Annotated in this window: 14 protein-coding genes; 7 read left to right on the top strand and 7 right to left on the bottom strand. The window is 70.2% G+C overall.

Annotated elements, in window-relative coordinates:
- Positions 1-130: 130 nt before the first annotated feature.
- Genes pheT through AU194_RS01755 form a run of 3 tightly spaced genes read right to left on the bottom strand, consistent with a single transcriptional unit; the run spans position 131 to position 4,538 of the window.
- Positions 131-2,617 carry a phenylalanine--tRNA ligase subunit beta gene (gene pheT, locus AU194_RS01765; protein WP_059087472.1) on the bottom strand — a complete coding sequence of 829 codons (2,487 nt, stop codon included), beginning with the start codon at positions 2,615-2,617 and terminating at the stop codon, positions 131-133.
- Positions 2,617-3,651: a phenylalanine--tRNA ligase subunit alpha gene (gene pheS / locus AU194_RS01760; RefSeq protein WP_059087471.1), complete on the bottom strand. Its 1,035-nt coding sequence runs from the start codon at positions 3,649-3,651 to the stop codon at positions 2,617-2,619. The genes pheT and pheS overlap by 1 nt, the downstream gene beginning before the upstream one ends.
- Before the next feature lie 59 nt (positions 3,652-3,710).
- Complete coding sequence (locus AU194_RS01755; protein WP_059087470.1) at positions 3,711-4,538, bottom strand: adenylate/guanylate cyclase domain-containing protein; 828 nt, start codon at positions 4,536-4,538, stop codon at positions 3,711-3,713.
- A gap of 110 nt (positions 4,539-4,648) precedes the next feature.
- Between AU194_RS01755 and AU194_RS01750 the strand changes: the two genes are divergently transcribed.
- Positions 4,649-5,671 (top strand): oxygenase MpaB family protein, encoded by a 1,023-nt coding sequence (locus AU194_RS01750; RefSeq protein WP_059087531.1) that lies wholly within the window; start codon positions 4,649-4,651, stop codon positions 5,669-5,671.
- A 5-nt stretch (positions 5,672-5,676) separates the two neighbouring features.
- Positions 5,677-6,915 (top strand): acyl-CoA dehydrogenase family protein, encoded by a 1,239-nt coding sequence (locus AU194_RS01745; RefSeq protein WP_059087469.1) that lies wholly within the window; start codon positions 5,677-5,679, stop codon positions 6,913-6,915.
- Between the two features lie 64 nt (positions 6,916-6,979).
- On the opposite strand, the gene AU194_RS01740 is transcribed toward AU194_RS01745, so the two are convergent.
- The 4 genes from AU194_RS01740 to infC are packed head-to-tail and all read right to left on the bottom strand — an operon-like array spanning position 6,980 to position 9,008.
- Positions 6,980-7,762 (bottom strand): TrmH family RNA methyltransferase, encoded by a 783-nt coding sequence (locus AU194_RS01740; RefSeq protein ID WP_369804012.1) that lies wholly within the window; start codon positions 7,760-7,762, stop codon positions 6,980-6,982.
- A gap of 2 nt (positions 7,763-7,764) precedes the next feature.
- Positions 7,765-8,154 carry a 50S ribosomal protein L20 gene (rplT, locus tag AU194_RS01735; protein ID WP_059087467.1) on the bottom strand — a complete coding sequence of 130 codons (390 nt, stop codon included), beginning with the start codon at positions 8,152-8,154 and terminating at the stop codon, positions 7,765-7,767.
- Between the two features lie 44 nt (positions 8,155-8,198).
- Positions 8,199-8,393, bottom strand: coding sequence for a 50S ribosomal protein L35 (gene rpmI, locus AU194_RS01730; protein ID WP_059087466.1), 195 nt, complete (start codon positions 8,391-8,393; stop codon positions 8,199-8,201).
- Between the two features lie 36 nt (positions 8,394-8,429).
- The gene (gene infC / locus AU194_RS01725) at positions 8,430-9,008 is read right to left on the bottom strand and encodes a translation initiation factor IF-3 (RefSeq protein ID WP_197417487.1); all 579 of its coding nucleotides are present in this window, start codon (positions 9,006-9,008) and stop codon (positions 8,430-8,432) included.
- A gap of 253 nt (positions 9,009-9,261) precedes the next feature.
- Between infC and AU194_RS01720 the strand changes: the two genes are divergently transcribed.
- The 5 genes from AU194_RS01720 (at position 9,262) to AU194_RS01700 (ending at position 15,813) form a co-directional block, all read left to right on the top strand.
- Positions 9,262-9,597: a DUF1844 domain-containing protein gene (locus AU194_RS01720; protein ID WP_059087464.1), complete on the top strand. Its 336-nt coding sequence runs from the start codon at positions 9,262-9,264 to the stop codon at positions 9,595-9,597.
- Between the two features lie 45 nt (positions 9,598-9,642).
- Positions 9,643-12,945: a bifunctional lysylphosphatidylglycerol synthetase/lysine--tRNA ligase LysX gene (lysX, locus tag AU194_RS01715; protein ID WP_059087463.1), complete on the top strand. Its 3,303-nt coding sequence runs from the start codon at positions 9,643-9,645 to the stop codon at positions 12,943-12,945.
- Between the two features lie 86 nt (positions 12,946-13,031).
- A complete protein-coding gene (locus AU194_RS01710; RefSeq protein WP_059087530.1) occupies positions 13,032-14,339 on the top strand; it encodes an alpha/beta hydrolase family protein in 1,308 nt (435 codons plus the stop codon).
- A gap of 34 nt (positions 14,340-14,373) precedes the next feature.
- Positions 14,374-14,643 carry a hypothetical protein gene (locus AU194_RS01705; protein WP_059087462.1) on the top strand — a complete coding sequence of 90 codons (270 nt, stop codon included), beginning with the start codon at positions 14,374-14,376 and terminating at the stop codon, positions 14,641-14,643.
- A gap of 3 nt (positions 14,644-14,646) precedes the next feature.
- Positions 14,647-15,813, top strand: coding sequence for a winged helix DNA-binding domain-containing protein (locus tag AU194_RS01700; protein WP_059087461.1), 1,167 nt, complete (start codon positions 14,647-14,649; stop codon positions 15,811-15,813).
- Positions 15,814-15,821: the final 8 nt, after the last annotated feature.

The raw sequence follows: 15,821 nt of genomic DNA, 5'->3' as shown, positions 1-15,821 counted from the left end.
GGAATTCTGCATCTTTATGCAGTCAATTGCAAACTCATTAAACCGCGGGGCGCCCGAACAGACACAGATTCGCGTCCTACGCGGTCAGATCACGCGAATCTGTGTCTGCTCGCGCGAAGTTCCAACGCGGTCAGCGGCGCTGTTCGGCACCCAACTGCTCCGCAGCGGCCTGCACGGCGGTGTCGCGGGCGGCGCTGGCCTCGTCCTCGGTCAGCGTCCGGTCGGCGGCGCGGAACCGCAGCGCCAACGCCAGCGACTTGCGGCCCTCCCCGATCTGCGGCCCGGTGTAGACGTCGAACAGCCGCACATCCTCGAGCAGGTCGCCCGCCCCGGAGCGGACCGCGTCGATGACGCTCTGCGCGGCGACGTCCTCGGCCACGATCAGGCTGATGTCCTGGAACACCGCCGGGAACGGCGACACCCGCGGCGCGGGCAGCAGTTCAGTGAGCGGGACGGCGTCGAGGTCGAGTTCGACCGCGCACGTGCCCTTGGGCAGCCCGGCCCGCTCGACGACCGCCGGGTGCAGCTGTCCGGCGTGACCGACGACGGTGGCGCCGACGAGCACCTCGGCGCACCGCCCCGGATGCCAGGGCAGGTACTGCGCGGAGCGGAACGTGAACTCGACACCGGCGGCGCGGCCGACGATGCGGACGGCCTCGAACGCGTCGGCGGCCTCCACGGGGCGGCCCTTCCCCCACGGTCCCGCCGGCTCCCGCAGCCCGCTCAGCACCGCGGCGACGTGCTGCGGCTGGCGCGGCAGGGACGCGTCGAGGGTGGCGATCTCGTCGTCGGTGGGACGCCGGTCGTTCGGGATGCGCTCTACGGCCCTGGTCTGCTCCGTGGGCTCGACCACCTGGGCGATCGCGAACAGCGCCGCGTCGGCCGCACCGCGAGAGACGTTGCGCGCCAACGCTTCCAGCAGACCGGGCAGCAGCGTGGTGGCCAGGTGCGGGCGGTCGGCCTCCAAGGGGTTGAGCACCTGGGTGGTGGCCCGGCGCGGGTCGTCGGCGTCGAGGCCCCACACGTCGAAGACGCCCGCGGGCAGGAACGGAGTGGGCAGGATCTCGACGTAGCCGCTGAGCGCCAGCGATTTGCCGATCGCGCGGCGGCGCTTCTGCACCGGGGTCAGGCCGCGGCCGGCCGGGGCGGCGGGCAGCACCGAGGGGATCTGCTCGAGACCCTCCAGCCGCAGCACCTCCTCGACCAGGTCGGCGGGCTGCCGGAGGTCGGGGCGCCAGCTCGGCGGGACGGCCGTCACGCGGTCGCCGTCGACGGTGACGACGGCGCCGATCTGGGTGAGCCGCTTCTGCGTGGTGCCCGGCGCGTAGTCGACGCCAGCAGTGCGGTCGGGGCGGTCGAGCGCCATCGACACCGGGGCGGGTGACCAGTCCTCGCGCGGCGGATCGCCCCGCCAGTCGGTCAGCCGGGGCTGCGCGGTTCCGCCCGCGATCTCGGCGAGCAGCGCTGAGCACCGGTCGAGCGCCGCGACGGAGACCGCCGGGTCGACCGTGCGCTCGTAGCGCCTGCCCGCCTCGCTGGCCAGGTGCAGCCGGCGCTGGGTCCGCGACACCGCCGCCGGATCCCACACCGCCGCTTCGAGCATCACGTCGGTCGTGGTCTCGCGGACCTCGGTGGTGCCCGCGCCCATCACACCGCCGATGGCGGCGGTCGCGGCGTCGTCGACGATCAGCACGTCGGCCGGATCGAGCCGGCGTTCGACGTCGTCGAGCGTCACGACCGTCTCGCCGGGCTCGGCGAAGCGCACCCGGAACCCGCCGGTGATCAGCGAGCTGTCGTGGGCGTGCATCGGATGGCCGAGTTCGAGCATCACATAGTTGGTGACGTCGACCGCCGGCGAGATCGCGCGGATGCCCGACAGCAGCAGCCGGCGCTGCAACCACCACGGCGAGACCGCGGTCGGATCGATGCCGGTGACCGGCCGCAGCCCGAAGCGCACCACCCCGGTGCCGGGTTCGATCGTGACGGGCAGCGCCTCGCCCCCGACGGGCAGCGCGGGCACGTCGGCGGGGTCCGCATAGTCCAGGTCGTAGGCGCACGCGATCTCGCGCGCCATCCCCCGCACCGACAGGCAGTAGCCGCGGTCCGGGGTCACCGCCAGGTCGAACACGACGTCGTCGAGTCCGAGCACCTCGGCGGCCGGGGTGCCCGGCGCAGCGGTGCCCGGCGGCAGCACCAAGATCCCGGAGTGGTCAGAACCCAGGTTGAGTTCGGAGACCGAGCAGATCATGCCGTCGGAGGTACGGCCGTAGGTCTTGCGGGTGGCGATGGCGAAGTCACCGGGCAGCACAGTGCCGGGCAGCGCCACGACCACCAGATCGCCGACCGCGAAATTCGTTGCACCGCAAACAATGTCGCGCGGCTCAGCTTCCCCGACATCGACCTTCACGGCGCGGATCGGCTTCTTGAACTCGGTGAGCTCCTCGATCTCGGCGACCCGCCCGACCGTCAGCGGCCCGGTCACCGGGCCGACGGGGTGCACCCCCTCGACCTCGTGGCCGATGCGGATGAAGGTCTGCTCGAGTTCGTCGGCGGGGACGTCCCAGCCGGGCGCCCCGGCGGCCACGACCTCGCGCAGCCAGCTGTACGGCAACCGCATCAGGCGCCCACCCCGAACGGCAGGGAGAACCGGACGTCACCTTCGACCATGTCGCGCATGTCGGGAATCCCGTTGCGGAACTGCAATGTTCGCTCCAAACCCATGCCGAATGCGAAGCCGGAGTACTCGTCGGGGTCGATCCCGCACGCTCGCAACACATTCGGATTGACCATCCCGCAGCCGCCCCACTCGACCCAGCCCGGCCCGCCCTTCTTACCGGGGAACCACACGTCGACCTCGGCCGACGGTTCGGTGAACGGGAAGAAGTGCGGCCGGAACCGCGTACCGCCCTGCGGGCCGAACTGGGCGCGCGCGAACGCGTCCAGGGTGCCGCGCAGATGCGCCATCGTCAGTCCCCGGTCGACGGCGAGCCCCTCGACCTGGTGGAACACCGGGGTGTGGGTCGAGTCCAGTTCGTCGGTGCGGAACGTGCGGCCGATCGAGATGATGTACACCGGCAGCTCGCGTTCCAGCAGGGCGCGGATCTGCACGGGTGAGGTGTGGGTGCGCAGCACCTGACGCGACCCGTCCGGGGCGACGTAGAACGTGTCCTGCTCACTGCGGGCGGGATGGTCCGGCGGGAAGTTCAGCGCGTCGAAGTTGAATTGTTCGGTCTCGACCTCGGGGCCCTCGGCGAGTTCCCAGCCCATCGCCACGAACGTGTCGGCGATGTTCTCGGCCAGGATCGTGATCGGGTGGCGGGCGCCGACCGGCTGCCGCGTCGAAGGCAGCGTGACGTCGATGCGTTCGGCGACCAGCACGGCCGCGTCGCGTTCGGCCCGCAGCGCCGCGAGACGCTCGTCGTAGCCGCGCTGCGCGTCGGTGCGGGCGACGTTGACCCGCTTGCCCGCATCGGCACGCTCACTCTTCGGCAGGCTGCCGAGCGACTGCCGGGCCACCGCGATCGGCGACCGGTCACCGAGGTGCTCGGTCTTGGCGCGGGCCAGCGCATCGAGATCGGCGGCCGAATCGAACGCGCGGCGGGCCGCGGTGACCGCATCGGTCAACGCCTCTTCAGACAGGTTTCCGGCCATTCCGGGCTGCTCAGCCACCCGGCGATCATAGGTGATCGCTCCCCGCGCCCCGACGGCCGTCAGGTGTCGCGGGAAGTGTGCAACCGGTACATCGCCAGATCCGAGGGCACCCCGTCGGATTTGAGGGTGAACACCTGGCGGCGCTGCCGCTTGACCGTGACGTCGAGAGCCTGGAACTCGTCGGCGGGGATCCCGTCGAGCGTGGCCTGCGAGACGATGAGCCCACCGCGGGTCGCCCGCTCCATCACCCGCGCCGCGATGTTGACGTCCACCCCGAGCCAGTCCGAGCCGATGCGCTGGGGCCGTCCGGTGTGGATCCCGACACGCATCCGCGGCTGATAGCCGTCGACCTCGACGGTGCGAACCGCGCGCATCGCCGCCAGCGCCGCGCGCACCGCGGTGCCGGGGTCGGAGAACACCGCCATGGACCCGTCGCCCAGGCGTTTGACGATGCGCCCGCCCGCCTCCAGCAGCGGCGGCTCATAGGCCTGCGCGACCCGGCGCAGCAACCGCAGGGTCGCGTCGTCACCGACGGTCAGCGACCACGACGAGAAGCCGACGAGGTCACAGAAGACCAGCGTCACCTCCGGGTTGGCCGGCTTGCCCGACACCCGCTCGGTGACGGCCTGCCAGATCTGCAGCGCGCCGAGGCTGACCTCCCGGGACGCGGCCTCGCGGTCGAGGAGCCGGTCGGCGACGCGGGCGGCCGCGCGGGGGCCACCGTCACCGTCGGCCGACAGCGGGTCGCCGAAGTCCGGATCCCCCGGCAGCGCGCGGCGGGCCCGGCGCAGGAAGCCGACCACCCCGGGGCTGTGGTTGGCGTTGTAGAGCCAGCCCAACGGTCCGCCGCCACCACCGGACCGATCGCCGGATGCCTCGAGCTCCACCTCGTCAGCGTATGCGGCGCGCCGTCGGGCGCCCGCGTGGCGTCGTGGACAACAAACGTTGTCATCACTATGGTGTGGATCACAGTGAGCATCGAGTCAGCGAGGAACCGATGACCGCGACCACACCCCACACCACCGACGGACCCCTGGGTCCGGATTCGCTGACGTGGAAGTACTTCGGGGATCTGCGCACCGGGATGCTGGGCGTGTGGATCGGCGCGATCCAGAACATGTATCCCGAACTCGGCGCCGGCGTGGAGGACCACTCGATCCTGTTGCGTGAGCCGCTGCAGCGGGTGGCGCGTTCGGTGTACCCGATCATGGGTGTGGTCTACGACGGTGACCGCGCCTCGCAGACCGGGGAACAGATCAAGGGCTTCCACACCACCATCAAGGGCACCGACCACGCCGGCCGTCGCTACCACGCACTCAACCCCGAGACGTTCTACTGGGCGCACGCCACGTTCTTCATGCTGATCATCAAGACCGCCGAGTACTTCTGCGGCGGGCTCACCGAGGCCGAGAAACGGCAGTTGTTCGACGAACACGTGCAGTGGTACCGGATGTACGGGATGAGCATGCGTCCGGTGCCGGGTTCGTGGGAGGAGTTCTGCGAGTACTGGGACCGCAAGTGCCGCGAGGAACTCGAGATCAACCGGGCGACGCTGGACATCTTCTCGATGCGGATCCCCAAACCGTGGTTCGTGCTGATGCCGACGCCGGTGTGGGACCAGATGTTCAAGCCGATGCTGGGTGCGCAGCGCTGGATCGCCGCGGGGTTGTTCGAGCCCGCGGTGCGCGAACGCGCGGGGATGCGGTGGACGCCGGGCGACGAGGTGCTGCTGCGGCTGTTCGGCAAACTGGTCGAGATGGCGTTCGTCGCCGTCCCCGACGAGATCCGGCTGCATCCGCGGGCGCTGGCCGCCTACCGCCGCGCCGAAGGAAAACTCCCGCAGGATGCCCCGCTCGTCGAGGCGCCCGCGTTCATGGGGCCGCCCGCCGACCGTCGCGGACTGCCCATGCACTACGTCCCGCGCCGCAGGACACTGCTCGACAAGGCCGGCTCGCTGGTGCACACGACGTTGTCTTTGGCAGCCCTGCGTCCGGCGCGCGGACGGGATAAGGCAGCCTGAAGGGCATGCTCGAGTGGTCTGATGTCGATCTCGCCGTGCGCGATGCCGTCCGCGAGTTCGTCGACAAGGAAATACGTCCGCATGTCGACGCTCTGGAGAGCGGCGAGATGGAGCCCTACCCCATCATCCGAAAGCTGTTCAGCACCTTCGGAATCGATGCGATGGCCAAGGAGTCGCTGGAGAAGCGCCTCGCCCGGCTGCGGGAGGGCGGCTCCTCGTCCGGCGGCGGCAAGTCCGGCGGCATGTTCGGCGACGGCGGCAGCGGGATGGGCTTCGTCGTGGTCAGCGAACTGTGCCGGGTGTGCATGGGCGTCGTCACCGGAATGGGCGTCAGCCTGGGCCTGACCGTGCCCACCATCATGAGCCGCGGCACGCTGGCCCAGCAGGAGCGCTGGCTGCCCGGGCTGGTCACCTACGAGAAGGTCGGCGCGTGGGCGATCACCGAGCCGGATTCCGGCTCGGATGCGTTCGGCGGCATGAAGTCCTATGTGGTCCGCGACGGTGACGACTACATCCTCAACGGCCAGAAGACGTTCATCACCAACGGACCCGACGCGGACGTGGTGGTGGTCTACGCCAAGTTGGATGAGGGCGACGGAGTAGACAAGCGCGATCGTAAGGTGCTCACGTTCGTGCTCGACCGCGGCATGGAGGGCTTCGTGCAGTCGAAGCCGTTCCGCAAGATGGGCATTCACTCGTCGCGCACCGGCGAGCTGTTCTTCAACAACGTGCGGTTGGGCCGCGACCGGCTGCTCGGTGAGACTGAGGACAACGCCTCCGGTGACGGCAGGGAGAGCGCGCGGTCGAGCTTCTCGGCCGAACGCATCGGCGTGGCCGCCATGGCGCTCGGGGTCATCGAGGAGTGCCTGAAGCTCTCGGTCGACTACGCCCGCAGCCGCACGCTGTGGGGTAAGGAGATCGGTCAGTTCCAGCTCATCCAGCTCAAGCTCGCCTCGATGGAGGTGGCGCGGATGAACGTGCGCAACATGCTGTTCCGGGTGATCGAGGCCGGTCAGACCGGATCCCCGATCTCACTGGCCGAGGCGTCGGCGATCAAGTGGTACTGCTCGCAGGCCGCCACCGACGTCGCCATGGACGCCGTGCAGCTGTTCGGTGGCAACGGCTACATGACCGAGTACCGGGTCGAACAGCTGGCGCGCGACGCGAAGTCGCTGATGATCTACGCGGGCAGCAACGAAGTGCAGATCACCCACGTGGCCAAAGGGCTGCTGCGCGACTACTAGGTCACATGAGCCTGCGCCGAGCGTGCACTCATTGCGAAATTCCGGCCGGATCTTCGCAGTGGGTTCACGTTCGGCGCGGGAGTGAGCGCAGCGCCCTGGCGCTCTGGTACAGGCAGATCGCCGCGGCCGCCGCGACGTTGAGGCTCTCGGCACTGCCCGCCATCGGAATCGTCACGCGGGCATCGGCCAGCGCGGCCACCTCCGGCGCCAGACCGTGCGCCTCGGGGCCGAACAACCACGCCGTCGGCGAGGCCAGCTCCGCATCGTCGAGGCTGACCTCCCCGTCGAGCGTGGTCGCGAGCACGGTCAGCCCGGCCGCGCGCAGCGCGGCGATCAGCCCCGCGGTGTCGGGGGCCTCGAGCACCGGCAGCCCGAAGATGCTGCCCGCCGAGGCGCGCAGGCATTTCCCGTTGTAGGGGTCGACGCTGTGGCCGGCCAGGATCACCGCATCGGCACCCATCGCATCGGCCAGCCGGATCAGGGTGCCCGCGTTGCCGGGTTCGGCCGTCTCGACCGCGACCGCGACCAACCGGGGATCCCCGGCGAGCACCGCGTCGAGGGAGACCTCGGGCATCGTGCACACCGCGACCAACCCGACCGGGGTGACGGTGTCCGACAACGCTTTCGCGGCCCGCTCGGTGACCAGCTGAACGTCAGCGTCGCCCAGCAATGACGAGAACCGCTGTGCGGCGGCCTCGGTCGCGAACACCTCGGAAACGACTCCGCGCCGCAACGCCGCCTCGACGAGGTTGGGACCCTCGGCGAGGAAGCGTGCGGCGCGGCGACGACCGACGTGTCGGTGAAGTTTGACCGCTGCCACCACGCGGGTGGAGCGCTCGGTGAGCAGGCTCAGGCGGCCTCTCCGGCGGGCGCGTTGACATCGCTGGGCAGCGCGGCCTTGGCGACCTCGACCAGCGCGGTGAACGCGGCGGCATCGCTGACGGCGATCTCGGCGAGGTTCTTGCGGTCGACCTCGACACCGGCGGCCTTGAGGCCCTGGATCAGCCGGTTGTAGGTGATGTCGTTGGCGCGGGCGGCGGCGTTGATCCGCGAGATCCACAGCTTGCGGAACTCACCCTTGCGGGCCCGCCGGTCGCGGTAGGCGTAGGTGAGTGAGTGCAGCTGCTGCTCTTTGGCCTTGCGGTACAGGCGGGACCGCTGACCGCGGTAGCCCTTGGAGGCCTTGAGAACTGTGCGGCGCTTCTTCTGGGCGTTGACTGCGCGCTTGACGCGTGCCATGGGTGGTTCCTAACTCGTGCGGAAGGTAAAGGTCTGGTTCGTCGCTAGCCGTTGAGCATCTTGTTGATGCGCCGGTTGTCGTTGGCGGCCACCTCGGTACGGCCGGCGAGACGACGGGTGCGCTTCGTGGGCTTGTGCTCCATCAGGTGGCGCCGGTTGGCCTTCTGGCGCACGATCTTTCCGGTGCCGGTGCGCCGGAAGCGCTTCGAAGCGCCGCTGTGGGTCTTGGCCTTGGGCATGGATGTCCTCTTGATTCTGTTCGGTGTCGTGCGGTTCTACGTGGCGTCCGGGGACTCACCACGGGGACGTTCGGCTTGCTCCGCCGCTTTGGCGCGAGTCTTCGCGCCGCGGTGCGGTGCCAGCACCATCGTCATGTTGCGCCCGTCCTGCTTGGCGGACGTCTCGACGAAGCCGTACTCGGCCACGTCGGCGCCCAGGCGTTGCAGGAGCCGGAACCCGAGTTCGGGTCGCGACTGCTCACGGCCGCGGAACATGATCGTCACCTTGACCTTGGACCCTGCTTCCAGGAAGCGGATGACGTGACCCTTCTTGGTCTCGTAATCGTGCGGGTCGATCTTGGGACGGAGCTTCTGCTCCTTGACGACGGTCTGCTGCTGGTTCTTGCGAGACTCGCGCGCCTTCTGTGCCGTCTCGTACTTGAACTTGCCGTAGTCCATGATCTTGCACACGGGCGGCTTGGCGTCCGGTGCGACTTCGACGAGATCGAGATCGGCGTCCGCGGCGACGCGGAGTGCATCTTCGATGCGCACGATGCCTACCTGTTCACCGCCCGGTCCGATGAGACGGACTTCAGGTACGCGGATGCGCTCGTTGACGCGGGTCTCAGTGCTGATGGGGCCTCCTATGTTGTGTTCTCCAGGGGAGTCCAACGGCCCATCCGACCTGCCCGCGAGAGCAGGAAGGCCCTGCATCGCAGGGCCCGTGCCGACCGATCACGGCATACGCCGCCCGTGCCGAACAGCACAGAACCGGCATACTCGATGCCGGTGACCGGACCGCTGTGCCGAAGTGGCCAGCGGTGGGAGTGGGACTCCACTTGCTGTCCTGGCGCCAGCCAGGACGGTCGCGCATGCAAGTCTAGCAGGCATGACCGATGACCAAAGCATCCGCGAGCTCGAGGATATTCCGGCCGTCGAGGTGATCACCCGTTCGGCGGTGATGCTGATGAGCGCCGCGGCCGAGAAACTGGGCCTCTCGCACCCCGATCCCGAGGACAGCCCGCACCGTGACCTCGACGAGGCCCGCCGACTGATCACCGCCCTGGCGGGCCTGGTGACCGCCTCCGCCGAGTACCTCGGCCCCCACGCCGGACCGGTGCGCGACGGTCTGAAGACCCTGCAGTTGGCGTTCCGAGAAGCCAGCGCCCACCCCGACGAACCCGGGAAGGGTCCCGGCGAGAAATACACCGGCCCCGTGTGGTGATCAGCTCCCACCATTTCGCCCGCTGAGCGAATATTGTCCCGGCCTATGACGCTGACCAGTGCGCCGAGGGCGCACACCGCCTCCCGTTACTCGTGGGTGCCCGCGGCCGCCGGGTGGACCGTCGGCGTCATCGCCACCCTCTCGCTCATCGCCAGCGTCTCGCCGCTGGTGCGGGCGGTCATCCGGGTGCCGCGCGAGTTCGTCAACGACTACATCTTCAACTTCCCCGACACCAGCTTCGCGTGGGCGTTCGTGCTCGCGATCCTGGCCGGCGCGCTGGCCGCCCGCAAACGCATCGCGTGGTGGGTGCTGCTGCTGTACATGGTCGGCGCGCTCGCGTGGAACGTCGGCGACCTGCTCACCGGCGACGAGTCGATCGTGGAGGAGACCGGTGAGGTCATCGGGCTGGCGTTCCACCTGGCCGCGATCGTCTTCCTGCTGCTGGCCCGCCCGCTGTTCTGGGCACGGGTGCGGCGCGGGGCGCTGTTCAAGGCCGCCGGGGTGCTCGCCGCCGGCATGGCCGTCGGCATCCTCGTCGGCTGGGGTCTGGTCGAACTGTTCCCCGGCAGCCTCGAACGCGACTACCGGCTCGCCTACGCGGCCAACCGGGTCTTCGCCTTCGCCGGTGTGGACGCGGGCGCGTTCGACGGCCAGCACCCCCACGTCATCGTCAACGCACTGCTCGGTCTGTTCGGTGCGCTGGCCCTGATGGCGGCGGCGATCGTGCTGTTCCAGTCGCAGCGCTCGGAGAACGCGCTCACCGGTGAGGACGAGTCGGCGATCCGCGGGCTGCTGGAGCTCTATGGCAAGAACGACTCACTCGGCTACTTCGCCACCCGCCGCGACAAGTCCGTGGTGTTCGCGCCCAGCGGCCGCGCCGCGATCACCTACCGCGTGGAGGTCGGGGTCTGCCTGGCCAGCGGCGACCCCGTCGGCGATCCCAAGGCCTGGCCGCAGGCGATCGAGGCGTGGCTGGCGCTGTGTGAAACCTACGGCTGGGCGCCCGGCGTGATGGGCGCCAGCGCCGGCGCCGCCGAGGCGTTCCGCGCGGCCGGCCTCAACGCCATCCAGCTCGGCGACGAGGCGATCCTGCACCCCGACGGCTTCCGGCTCTCCGGCCCGGACATGCGCGCGGTGCGCCAGGCCGTCACCCGGGCCCGGCGCGCCGGGGTGACCGTGCGCATCCGCCGACACCGGGAACTGTCCGCCGAACAGATGGCCGAGGTGATCGCCAACGCCGACGCCTGGCGGGACACCGAGACCGAGCGCGGATTCTCGATGGCGCTGGGCCGGCTCGGGGATCCCGCCGACAGCGACTGCCTGCTCGTGGAGGCCGTGCAGGGCGAGCAGGTGGTGGCGATGCTGTCGCTGGTCCCGTGGGGCAGCAACGGTGTCTCCCTCGACGTGATGCGCCGCTCCCCGCAGTCCACCAACGGCACCATCGAGTTGATGGTCAGCGAGCTGTGCCTGCAGGCCGAGGACATCGGCGTCACCCGGGTCTCGCTGAACTTCGCGATGTTCCGGTCGGCGTTCGAACAGGGCGCCCAACTCGGCGCGGGGCCGGTCGCGCGGCTGTGGCGCTGGCTGCTGGTGTTCTTCTCGCGCTGGTGGCAGCTCGAGACGCTCTACCGGTCGAACATGAAGTACCAGCCGGAGTGGGTCCCCCGCTACGCGTGCTACGACGACGCGCGGCTGATCCCCCGCGTCGGGGTGGCCTCGGTGATCGCCGAGGGCTTTCTCGTGCTGCCGTTCTCACGGCGCAACAAACAGCACACCGGACACCACACCTCGGCACCGCCGGACCTCATCGCCAGCGGGATGCTGCACGCCGACGGCACCGCACCCGATCTCGCGGCGCTGCACACCGACACCACCGACACCGAACCGCCACGGCTGCCCGAACAGGTCCGGGTCCGGATGGCCAAGTTGAAGACCCTGCAGGCCAACGGGATCGACGCCTATCCGGTCGGTCAACCGCCCAGCCACACCGCGGCCGAGGCCATCGACTCCCCCGACGACGTCGAACTGAGCGTCGCGGGCCGGGTGCTGCGCATCCGCGACTACGGCGGCGTGCTGTTCGCGCAGCTGCGGGACTGGTCCGGCGAAGTCCAACTGCTGCTGGACAATTCGACGCTCGAAGAAGGCGGCACGGCCGACTTCACCGCCGCCATCGACCTCGGCGACCTCATCGAGGCGACCGGCACCATGGGCTACAGCCGCAACGGCACCCGGTCGCTGCTGGTGCGGCGCTGGCGACTCACCGGCAAATGCCTGCGCCCGCTGCCGGACAAGTGGAAGGGCCTCACCGACCAGGAGGCCCGGGTGCGGGCCCGCTACGTCGACCTGGCGGTGAACACCGAGGCACGAGATCTGATCCGGGCCCGCAGCGGTGTGCTGCACGCGATCCGGGACACCCTGTACCACAAGGGTTTCCTCGAGGTCGAGACGCCGATTCTGCAGCAGATCCACGGCGGCGCCAACGCGCGGCCGTTCCTCACCCACATCAATGCCTACGACCTCGACCTGTACCTGCGCATCGCGCCCGAGCTGTACCTCAAACGGCTGTGCGTGGGCGGGGTGGAGCGGGTGTTCGAGCTGGGCCGCGCCTTCCGCAACGAGGGCGTCGACTTCTCTCACAACCCCGAGTTCACGCTGCTCGAGGCGTACCAGGCGCACGCCGACTACAACGTGTGGATCGACGGCTGCCGCGAACTGATTCAGAACGCCGCGTTGGCCGCCAACGGTGAGCACGTGTTCATGCGTCCCCGTGCGGACGGTGTGCTCGAACCCGTCGACATCTCCGGCCCGTGGACGGTCAAGACCGTCCACGACGCGGTGTCCGAGGCGCTCGGCGAACACATCGACGCCGGCACCGAACTGCCCATGCTGCGCAAGCTCGCCGACGCGGCGGGCATCCCCTACCTGACCCACTGGGACGAGGGCGCCGTCGTACTCGAGATGTACGAGCACCTGGTCGAGGACCGCACCGCGAGGCCGACGTTCTACAAGGACTTCCCGACGTCGGTGTCGCCGTTGACCCGGCCGCACCGCAGCATCCCCGGCGTGGCCGAGCGGTGGGACCTCGTCGCCTGGGGCGTCGAACTCGGCACCGCCTACAGCGAATTGACCGATCCGGTGGAACAGCGCCGCCGGCTGCAGGAGCAGTCCCTGCTCGCCGCGGGCGGCGATCCCGAGGCGATGGAACTCGACGAGGACTTCCTGCAGGCGATGGAGTACGCGATGCCGCCGACCGGCGGGCTCGGCATGGGTGTCGACCGGGTCGTCATGTTGATCACCGGGCGCAGCATCCGGGAGACGCTGCCGTTCCCGTTGGCCAAACCACGTTGACAGCCTGCTGACAGCCGGCCCCAAGGTGGCGGGGCCACGATGTCCCCGTGGGCCCGGCACACACACTGCACCACCATGTCTCGCTGATGCATGGGTGGCTACCCCTCGTCGTGCACGTCGCGGCGGTCGTCGCGCTGGCCGCGGCCATCGGCTGGCGGACGCGGCGCTGGCGCCTGGTGTGGGTGCCATGGGCGCTGCTGATCGGGGCGCTGCTCGCGCTCGCCGCCTTCGAGTACGTCGCATCGCAGGGCTGGGCGGATGACCCTGCGCCGCAGTCGCTGTGGGTGTGGATCGGGCTCGTCGGGGTCGCGGTGGTGGTGCTGGTGGTCGGGTGGCCGGGCGCGGCACGGTGGCGGCGGGCGGTGTCGGTGGTGACGGTGCCGCTGTGCGTGCTGTCGGTGTTGCTCGTGGTCAACCTGTGGACCGGATACTTCCCGACGGTGCAGACCGCGTGGAACCAGCTGACGGCCGGGCCGTTGCCCGATCAGATCAGCCTGGCGACCCTCACCGCGCTGCAGCAGCACCACGCGGTCCCGGCCAAGGGCACCCTCGTGCCCGTCGAAACCGGCGACGCCGCATCGGGTTTCCGGCACCGCAGCGAGCTGGTCTACCTGCCGCCCGCCTGGTACGCCACGTCTCCCCCGCCCCGGCTGCCTGCGGTGCTGATGATCGGCGGCGAGTTCAACACCCCCGCCGACTGGGTGCGGGTGGGTGACGCCGTCTCGACCGCAGACACCTTCGCCGCCGCCCACCACGGGTATGCACCGGTGTTGGTGTTCGCCGATGCGGGCGGCGCGTTCAACAACGACACCGAATGCGTCGACGGCAACCGCGGCAACAGCGCCGACCACCTCACGAAAGACGTTCGGCCCTATGTGATCTCGCATTTCGGCGTCAGCTCGAACCGGTCGGACTGGGGCATCGTCGGGTGGTCGATGGGCGGGACGTGCGCGGTGGACCTCAGCGTCATGCACCCGGAGCTGTTCAGCGCGTTCGAGGACATCGCAGGCGACCTCAGCCCGAACGCCGGGACCAAGGAGCAGACCATCGCGCGGTTGTTCGGGGGCAGCGCCGCGTCGTGGGCCGCCTATGACCCCACCACGGTGATGACCAGGCACGGCCGCTACGCCGACGTCGCCGGCTGGTTCGACACCAACACCGCGGGTCCTGAGCAGACCGCGGCGGCGTCGACGCTGTGCGCGCTCGGCGCCGCGGAGGGCATCGACTGCACGGTCGCCGTCCAGCCCGGAATGCACGACTGGCCGTTCGCCACCCAGGCCTTCGCGGCCGCGCTGCCGTGGCTCGCCGGGCAGCTCGGCACGCCCGATGTTCCTCCGGTGCCGTTGCCCCGACCGCAAACCGGGCCACCCGTCATCCCGGCCGCGGTGAAGTGATTCGGTTGTCGGCCCCCGCGAGTACGGTGACGGCATGGCCGACGAACCCACGCCCGCGCCGCCGCCCCCGCCCGAGGAGGCGCTCGACACCGGCTACACCCCCGGCGGCGTCCCCACCTTCGACTCGGTGCGCGAGAAGATCGAGGGCCGCTACGGCAGCGCGGTCGGCGCGGCGGAACTGGCGGCCGAGACCCCTGAGGGCCGCACCGCCGACGAACAGTACGAGGAGCGGCAACGCGCGGCCGCCGAACGGCTCGCCCAGATCCGCGACCAGATGCGCGGCGGCGATACCGAAAAGGGTTGAGCGCTGCGCACATTCACCGTCGACGAACGCCGCGCCCGGCTCGGCCGCAGACACCTCCTCACCGCTGAGCACCGCGGGACGTCCGTCGACGACGTCGTCACCCGGCTGGTCGGGCTGCACGCCACCGATCCCGCCACCCCGTACCTGACACTGTGGGCGCGTGTCGACGGCTTCGGCCGCGACGATCTCGACAGCGCCCTGTACGACCGCCGCACCGTGGTCAAACACCTCGCCATGCGGCGCACGCTGTGGGTGGTGCGCCGCGAGGACCTGCCGACCATCCAGAGCGCGGCCAGTGACCGCGTCGCGGCCAACGAACGCCGACGGCTGATCGCCGACGCGGAGAAGGCGGGCATCGCCGCCGACGGGGCACGGTGGCTGGACGACGCGTGCGCGGCCGTGCTCGCCCATCTGCGGCGGCACGGGCCGACCAGTGCGCGCGAACTGCGCGCCGCGCTGCCCGAACTGGCGGGCAGCCACGACCCGGCACCCGGGAAGACCTGGGGCGGCACCATCCCCCTTGGTCCGCGGGTGCTGACGGTGCTGGGCGTGCGCGGTGACATCGTGCGCGGACCCAACGACGGCGGCTGGACGGTCAGCCGGCCGCGGTGGACGCTGCGCACCGACTGGTTGCGCGACGGGCACGCCCCGGTGGAGCCGGACGAGGCGGCCGTCGACGCCGTCGGCCGGTGGCTGCGCACCTTCGGCCCGGCGACCGTCACCGACGTCAAGTGGTGGTTCGGCCACACGCTGACGTGGGCGCGGCAGGCATTGCGCGCACTCGGCGCCGTCGAGGTGGACCTGCACGGCCAGCCCGGGTACGTGCTGCCGGACGACCTCGACCCCGAACCGGAGCCTGCGCCGTGGGCGGCGTTGCTGCCCGGTCTGGACCCCACGACCATGGGGTGGTTCGACCGCGACTGGTACCTCGGCCCGCACCGCGGGCACGTGTTCGACCGCAACGGCAACGGCGGCCCGACGGCGTGGTGGAACGGCCGCATCGTCGGCGCGTGGACCCAGGACACCGACGGCCGGGTGGTGCTGCACCTGCTCGACGACGTCGGCCGCGACGGGGTGGCGGCACTCGGGCAACGCGCCGAAGCCCTCACCGCGTGGTTGGCCGGGACCCGCGTGAGCCCGCGGTTTCCCTCCCCGGTGACGAAACGCTGATTCAGACC

Origin of the sequence: Mycobacterium sp. GA-2829 (assembly GCF_001499965.1) — a bacterium.
Lineage (GTDB): Bacteria > Actinomycetota > Actinomycetes > Mycobacteriales > Mycobacteriaceae > Mycobacterium.
The sequence above is the reverse complement of the archived record's forward strand: the minus strand, read 5'-3'. Positions and strand labels throughout refer to the sequence as shown.

Bases quoted from the DNA above. Each gene is read 5' to 3' on its own strand.
- pheT (WP_059087472.1), bottom strand. From the start codon at position 2,617: ATGCGGTTGCCGTACAGCTGGCTGCGCGAGGTCGTGGCCGCCGGGGCG.
- pheS (WP_059087471.1), bottom strand. From the start codon at position 3,651: ATGGCCGGAAACCTGTCTGAAGAGGCGTTGACCGATGCGGTCACCGCG.
- AU194_RS01750 (WP_059087531.1), top strand. From the start codon at position 4,649: ATGACCGCGACCACACCCCACACCACCGACGGACCCCTGGGTCCGGAT.
- AU194_RS01745 (WP_059087469.1), top strand. From the start codon at position 5,677: ATGCTCGAGTGGTCTGATGTCGATCTCGCCGTGCGCGATGCCGTCCGC.
- rplT (WP_059087467.1), bottom strand. From the start codon at position 8,154: ATGGCACGCGTCAAGCGCGCAGTCAACGCCCAGAAGAAGCGCCGCACA.
- rpmI (WP_059087466.1), bottom strand. From the start codon at position 8,393: ATGCCCAAGGCCAAGACCCACAGCGGCGCTTCGAAGCGCTTCCGGCGC.
- AU194_RS01720 (WP_059087464.1), top strand. From the start codon at position 9,262: ATGACCGATGACCAAAGCATCCGCGAGCTCGAGGATATTCCGGCCGTC.
- lysX (WP_059087463.1), top strand. From the start codon at position 9,643: ATGACGCTGACCAGTGCGCCGAGGGCGCACACCGCCTCCCGTTACTCG.
- AU194_RS01710 (WP_059087530.1), top strand. From the start codon at position 13,032: ATGCATGGGTGGCTACCCCTCGTCGTGCACGTCGCGGCGGTCGTCGCG.
- AU194_RS01705 (WP_059087462.1), top strand. From the start codon at position 14,374: ATGGCCGACGAACCCACGCCCGCGCCGCCGCCCCCGCCCGAGGAGGCG.